We start from the raw sequence: 6311 nt of genomic DNA on the forward strand, positions 1-6311 counted from the left end.
CCTTCACTTCAAGAATTGCTCTGGCTTGCTCTGAAGTAAGAATATTTTTCATTTCTATTAAGGTTCTTTTGTCCATACGCTTCACCTCTCTTTTGCAGTTAATATAATAAGGAAGGAACTCGTCGAGATAGAGAGAGGCACAAGCCGTAGTTGACCTGTACCTCTGTTACTTTAATTAAGATATTTGTCTAAATCTTCAGGTTTATCAAGTTCAAATATTTTGTCGGCAATATTCTCTAAAGCATGATACTCCTGCTTCTCTAAACGATCCACGTATGACTCTGGTAATTTTCCGAACTTAACATTAAGTTGACGTATCAGCGTTTTTGTCAATGCATCCTTTTGTCCCTCTCTAATAATCCGTCGATAGGTAGACGACTCTTGAAGATTGATCATTTTATCCACCTCCGCAAAGACTTTTTTAACCAACGAATCTTCGTGAACTATGCCAGCTAAGAGATTGGCTTGAAATAGCACTTTCCTTTTTTCTTCCAAAGATAATGTGCTGTCAAGAATCACTTCCGTACTTTTCTGCAAGTGTTCTTCTGGCTTATCCTGATAGTATTCTCGATCCACGACAGGCAATAGAGCATACAGCTTTGGATTGCTGAGATTAAGAAACTCTTCGTGCTTCATAGCACCTACGTCAACAGTGCGATAAGAAAAGTCTAGGTGCTGTCCTGGAGCGACAAAGTATTTGAGCCGTTCTTTCATCGTTATTGGTTTCTTACCAAAGTAGATAAGAATCTGACATACTGGTAATTCTTTACGTTGGTGTATTTCCAAAGCATAACGTAACATGCGATAAGGTATCGTCGAATCATTAGAGCTTTGAAATTCGATGTGACAGACCATCTCGCCTTCTGTACTGCTTATAAGAAAAACTCCATCAGCACGTCGATTTTCTGTCTTGGGAAACTCTATGGTCATTGTTTCTTCTAGCTTATAGTTTTGCCCTGTGAAAAACTGAATAAAAGCTTCCGAACTATCTTCAAATATTTCTTTTAATGTCGTATCGTACTGGTTCCCAGTTCTTTCAGACGTAGCTTTTAACTGTGTAATGAAGACCACCACCTTCTTCATTGCTTCTCTATCCTTATTTTAACATCGGACGGTGGGACGTTAAAGAGTAAACTCAAGAAGATGACAATGGCTTTGTCGACAGCGTGGGAGTATTGTTACGTCTATTTTCTATAGTCATTTAACTTATATCCTAGCCTTAACTTTTTGAAATTTGTTATATCCATATAAAATTGTAAATTCCTTCTTTTCGGCAAAAGATCATTCAAATATACAACTGCTAGTTTCTCTTTTATGTATAAGGTTTGTTTATCGTATAAGGTTTGAGGGGGTTGCTGATCTGCTTGTTAAACAGCCAGACCTAACCCTGCTTGCATCATCAGCATGATCATTGCCATTTCTCGAACATCGCCATACTTCCTCACCGTCCGAACCAGCAGATTCTGTTCTGGCCCTGTAAGCCACTTGGGGGACGATTGTGGCGTTGGTACTCTGTCGACATGCTCTACGGGATTGTCGGGGATTACGCCTTTTTGCATAAACCACCGGAAGATTACGTTCAGGTGGGTCATCGTGAGGTTTACAGTATTGGGCTTATAATGCCTTACAGCGTATCTTTTGAAATTTGCTACGTCCAGTTGTGTGGCCATCTGGGGATCTGGTAGGCCCCCAAGGGGGGTGGGGTGGGGGTTCTCTTTCGCCAGCCATTCGGTAAAGCGAGTCCAGCTATTACGATAAGCATTCTGGGCCTTGATAACTTTGCCTTGCCGTTCAAGATGCTTAATAAAATCGTCAATCATTTTGTCCAGCTCCTTTTGCAAAGATGAGTGAGGTAGGCGAGTTAAACCCTTGAAGGACTGGGCTTCGTGGGGACTAACTTACCTCAACTCAGCTCCTATTGCAATCAAAGCTGAACAAGAAAAAGAGCAGCTATCCTCGTAAAAGGATAACTGCTTTTTTTACGGCTATATCTGGCCTAGTAGCTTTTTCAACCGTTCTATCTCGGCATCAATGGCCTCATTCGACCGATCATCTTCGATCTTCGCCTCGACCTTTTGAACATCGGTCATACGGCCCTGGTTCTTCAAGACCAACTCGATAGCTCGCAGTTTATTCCGTTCGCTATCGCTGCCCCTTACGATATTTCGCAGGATGTTGTATGTCTCGGCAAGGAAGCTGGTCATTACCTTTTCGGCAATATCGTTCTGGTACTCGATAAAATCGGGGTCTTGTTTCCAACGGTAAATCGTTCGGATGTCGATACCGACCTCATTGGCGATCTGTTGCATCGTTTTCTTGTGGATATCGTTCGTAGCCAGCATCTCCGCTGCTAACCGTTGTGAGGCATGTAGTACAGCTCGGCCATCTTCTCTGGACTTCACAGCTTTCAGCGAGGTATAGGTTGTATTCGTTGGGGTTACGGTCAATAGCTGTTATTGCCGTATGTATAGCGAGGTTACGGTTCATTGCTGTGGGGTTATGTGATTACGTTATTTACGATTATACGGTCTTACAGTCTTTTGTTTTTATGTTTTAGTCTTTTTGTTTTTGAAAAAGAAAAGTATGTTTCCACTCTCTTCTCTTGTTTCTTGTCTCCTGTATTCTTGTATCTTGTTTCTTTCTCCTGTTTCTTTCTCCTGTTTCTTGTTTCTTGTATTAGTATTTAAATAATATATATATATACGTTAGTGGGTAAACAGTTACCCATAGAGGGATATCATTTGCCGTTGAAAAACCAGTTTAACAGCTTACGGCTGCTTTTCTTTTTTACCAGATTAAGACACTATTATGCTGTTGGAGGAAAAAACACTAACCTCCTGCCCTGCCGTTTTTGAGAAACGGAATCATCGACTAGGGCAGTTTTGCCGTTGAAAAACGATAGATCGGTTGGCTACGAAATATGGCTGCTGGGGGGTAAACAAAGGTTAAATATCACAAAGTGTTTAAGGTCTGTTTATTGCTATTGACGGTGATTAGTTAGCCGATATATCTCTTCTTCCACAGATAAATGTTTGTCCTTTTTGAAGGAAACTTATATCCATTTGTTGTAATAGATTACATAGATGGTGATTTTATTTTCCAATAGTAATGTTAGGTGGGATATAAATGGAGCCTGTTGAAATACGAAAAATAAGAACGAGTCAGATTATAACCATAAATACACTTTTTTTGCTTTTTCTTGTAACATTTATACCTATTGTGACTTTACTGAAGTTAACGACTTCCCAGTATTTCTTTATAACGGCAAGCATTATATTAATCAATACTCTCTATGACTTTCTAAAAAATAGCCCTACGAAATCAATATTCCCTATCCTAGAAAAAGTTGCGATTTATGAGAAAGAAAAAATGGGCGATGAATGGTGTAACTCTAGGAGAAGAAGTATGTTTATGAATCTCTTTTTAGGCTTACTATTCCTTTTTCAATCCTATTTTTCTCGACACCAAACTGCACCCCCATTTCAATTCGATCAATTTAATTCTGGTTTCATAATGATATCAGTTATCTTTGCCTTCATCTTGCTTAACACTGGTCTGCTCATGCACATAAGAAAAATTGATAAGTCAGAAACACAAGAATTAAGGGGTTATACAAGGCAGAAAACATTGCTGTCTATTGTAATGGCAGTTGTTTTAGTCTTTTTGATGACAATCGTGACGTTTCTTTATATGTTCTATACCAATGATTTTAGGTTCAAAACTTGAAGAATGCTTCCTTACTCTTGAGCTTCTTCATTCAAGCTATACCACTTGATAAAACATCAAACTTCAGAATACTGTATTCTTTCCAGTTCTAGCAATTCCTGTTGTTTTTTTAATATGATTTTAGGCACTTTACTTTTTGGGCCTTAGAGAATCATCGAAAAAAGCACGATACTCTGAGAGGTGAACCACCTATGTTAACACTAACAACCTTTGATTTATTTTTGATGGGAACTATTGTGGTAGTAATAACCCCTTTGATGCTTTTGGTCGTAAGAAGGGTAAAGCATCTGATACCTACGAAAAGATGGTTCGCTACCATGGTTGTTGGCATTTTACTAATTTCTACTCTGTTCGCAGTAGTTTCTATCTACTTTTCAATTCCATATTCTCCTACTTGGTTAACTATTATGATAGCAACAAATGTTGGTTTTGCCGTTGGTCTTATTGGTGATTAGAAGTTTTTAACAGTATCCTCACGCCACCTCCCTCAACCGTTCATTCGCTGCTTCAATATACTGCTGTTCAATATCAAAGGCGATAAACCGCTCCCCAGTTTCTTCGCTGCAATACAGTCTCCCCCACTACCACAGAACGGCACTAACACCACATCCCCCGGCTGTGACGATTTCTCAATGATAATCTTGGCCAGCTTAACAGGCTTTTGAGTTGGGTGAACATAAGTAGAGCCAGTGTCTCTGGGAACATCCCATACATCGCTGGCTCTTTTTCAAGCATTTTTAGTTTAATCTGTAATCCAGCAAGCCAAAAAGATTGGTGTCCCAACTATCTATCATTAGATGTTAGTCTACTCTTATAAATCTATCACGAATGATTGACTCACGTGACTGGAACATTGATAAAACTATTGCTGAATCTCTTCATGAGCTTTAGGTAAAAAGATTTTTTTTAATTTTTAAGGCCCCGAATACAATTGCTATAATCATCAATGTATAGTCAAGAAATTTAGGAAACTCAAAAAATTGAAGAATACCAATTATAATTAACGGAAAGTAAAATCCAATATTTAGAAAACTATCACCAATTCTCAAAAAATTATCCTCCTGACGAACATGATAGTCATATGTTTACATCTCCAAATTTGCTTAATCCTAATAATTCTTGACAAAAAGTCTCTTCACTTAATTGATATACTGCCTTCAATTTTCACCTGCGGACATCGCTGCTTTAACTTCGAGACAAAATCTTACCGGTATTCCGACGATATGAAAATGCTGTTAGCAGGATCACCATGAATTATTTCTAAGCGTTCGATAGAAAGTGCAGGGCCGACCAACAGCTACAACTGAACATCACCTTACCAGAACCACCGAAAGAACTGTCCTCTTCCGATTGGCTAGACCTTTGGCATAAGCCACGAAAAGAAGAAGATAACGATAACACCGATATGGCCTTTATGAGTCCAGCGGAAATGGCCACTTTCCTTGCCATCGCCAAAGAGGACAGGCTGTGTATCGCTTTTCAAATGTTGCTGGGAACAGGGTTACGAGTTGGCGAACTGCTGGCCTTACGTTGGGATGACGTAGATCTCGATAAAAAGATCATTGACCTTCGCTTATCTGCTGTAAGGGTCAGAAACGATGATGAAGCTGTAGTGGACGGCAATAACTACAAAGTTATTCTGCAAGAAGCGAACAGAAAAGATCATCAACGACTGATACCGTTAAACAGCCATCTTATCAAAGCATTGCAACGATGGAAGGTCTATCAGGATTACGATAGACAACTTGCTGGCGATCAATATGTAGAGACAGGCTTTGTGGTTACGACGTCGAAAGGAACAGCCGTTATGCAAAGGAACCTTACGAGGAAATTTCATCAGCTACTGGCCAAAGCAAACCTTCCTTTATATAGTCTATTTTCGATACGGAAAACATTCGCTGTTCACCTGCTAGAGATGGATGTCCGGCCAGAGGTTATACAGGAGTTGATGGGGATTGATAGCTTGGATTATTTCATGGAGAAGTACGGTGGAGTTTCGCAGAGGTTGAAGGTCAATGCTGTTGAGAAGATTGGGATAGCGATAAATGGTTAACTTTTCGATTAAACTTTATGTATTACAAACAATCGTTTACAATTGCTGTAAGAGGTGATTACCCAATGCCTACGTCTTCATTTGAAAAAGAAATCGTAATTGAGACTAACGAAGCAGCGAAACGGTTAGCTGAATTATTAGAGTCGAATAAACGAGAGTCATCAATAAAGACATCTATTTTGAAAGAGATCGAAAGATGCGAAGCCTTATTAAAAAAGCTATATTCACGGTAGGCTAACGGCAAAAGGCAACTTTTCTTCATGAAGATTTACGGTCACTTATTTAACAAACGGGAGCGATAGTTCAACAACAATATACGTAAAAAACCCGTCAGAAATCATTTCTGACGGGCTTCTCTTTCGTTAACTACAGCCTTAACTCAACCAATTAACTACATTAGTCATTCAGCCAACTACACAACCCTGCATCTTCCCCTGCTTCGCCAACGAGCGAACCAATATCAGCATTTCTCTTTTGCTAATACAACCATACACTCTAGAAAGTCTTTTGCATCTGTCAAGTAATCCTGAAC

7 protein-coding genes and 1 pseudogene are annotated in these 6311 nt (G+C 39.4%); 4 read left to right on the forward strand and 4 right to left on the reverse strand.

The window, feature by feature from the left end; translation table 11 throughout:
- Positions 1-171: 171 nt before the first annotated feature.
- From F9B85_RS13915 to F9B85_RS13925, 3 genes are all read right to left on the reverse strand, one after another.
- Positions 172-1083, reverse strand: coding sequence for a DUF4351 domain-containing protein (locus F9B85_RS13915; protein WP_151621814.1), 912 nt, complete (start codon positions 1081-1083; stop codon positions 172-174).
- Between the two features lie 284 nt (positions 1084-1367).
- Positions 1368-1820 (reverse strand): tyrosine-type recombinase/integrase, encoded by a 453-nt coding sequence (locus F9B85_RS13920; protein ID WP_151621815.1) that lies wholly within the window; start codon positions 1818-1820, stop codon positions 1368-1370.
- A 165-nt stretch (positions 1821-1985) separates the two neighbouring features.
- Positions 1986-2447, reverse strand: coding sequence for a phBC6A51 family helix-turn-helix protein (locus tag F9B85_RS13925; RefSeq protein WP_243138247.1), 462 nt, complete (start codon positions 2445-2447; stop codon positions 1986-1988).
- A 679-nt stretch (positions 2448-3126) separates the two neighbouring features.
- On the opposite strand from F9B85_RS13925, the gene F9B85_RS13930 reads away from it, so the two are divergent.
- Positions 3127-3726, forward strand: coding sequence for a hypothetical protein (locus F9B85_RS13930; protein ID WP_151621816.1), 600 nt, complete (start codon positions 3127-3129; stop codon positions 3724-3726).
- 191 nt (positions 3727-3917) lie between these two features.
- Complete coding sequence (locus tag F9B85_RS13935) at positions 3918-4181, forward strand: hypothetical protein (RefSeq protein WP_151621817.1); 264 nt, start codon at positions 3918-3920, stop codon at positions 4179-4181.
- A 32-nt stretch (positions 4182-4213) separates the two neighbouring features.
- Here F9B85_RS13935 and F9B85_RS15085 read toward each other — a convergent pair.
- Positions 4214-4435: pseudogene (locus tag F9B85_RS15085) on the reverse strand (DNA methyltransferase); the annotation flags it as partial.
- 696 nt (positions 4436-5131) lie between these two features.
- On the opposite strand from F9B85_RS15085, the gene F9B85_RS13945 reads away from it, so the two are divergent.
- Both F9B85_RS13945 and F9B85_RS14505 read left to right on the forward strand, forming a co-directional pair.
- On the forward strand, positions 5132-5779 hold the full coding sequence (locus F9B85_RS13945; RefSeq protein ID WP_151621818.1) for a tyrosine-type recombinase/integrase: 648 nt from the start codon (positions 5132-5134) through the stop codon (positions 5777-5779).
- 65 nt (positions 5780-5844) lie between these two features.
- Entirely contained in the window at positions 5845-6012 is a 168-nt protein-coding gene (locus F9B85_RS14505; RefSeq protein ID WP_170270566.1) for a hypothetical protein, read from the forward strand.
- Positions 6013-6311 lie beyond the last annotated feature (299 nt).

The sequence above is a fragment of the Heliorestis acidaminivorans genome, from assembly GCF_008933955.1.
GTDB lineage: Bacteria > Bacillota > Desulfitobacteriia > Heliobacteriales > Heliobacteriaceae > Heliorestis > Heliorestis acidaminivorans.

What these genes read in the sequence shown, in the direction of transcription:
- F9B85_RS13915 (WP_151621814.1), bottom strand. Translation starts at nt 1,083, where the DNA reads ATGAAGAAGGTGGTGGTCTTCATTACACAGTTAAAAGCTACGTCTGAA.
- F9B85_RS13920 (WP_151621815.1), bottom strand. Translation starts at nt 1,820, where the DNA reads ATGATTGACGATTTTATTAAGCATCTTGAACGGCAAGGCAAAGTTATC.
- F9B85_RS13930 (WP_151621816.1), top strand. Translation starts at nt 3,127, where the DNA reads ATGGAGCCTGTTGAAATACGAAAAATAAGAACGAGTCAGATTATAACC.
- F9B85_RS13935 (WP_151621817.1), top strand. Translation starts at nt 3,918, where the DNA reads ATGTTAACACTAACAACCTTTGATTTATTTTTGATGGGAACTATTGTG.
- F9B85_RS13945 (WP_151621818.1), top strand. Translation starts at nt 5,132, where the DNA reads ATGGCCTTTATGAGTCCAGCGGAAATGGCCACTTTCCTTGCCATCGCC.
- F9B85_RS14505 (WP_170270566.1), top strand. Translation starts at nt 5,845, where the DNA reads ATGCCTACGTCTTCATTTGAAAAAGAAATCGTAATTGAGACTAACGAA.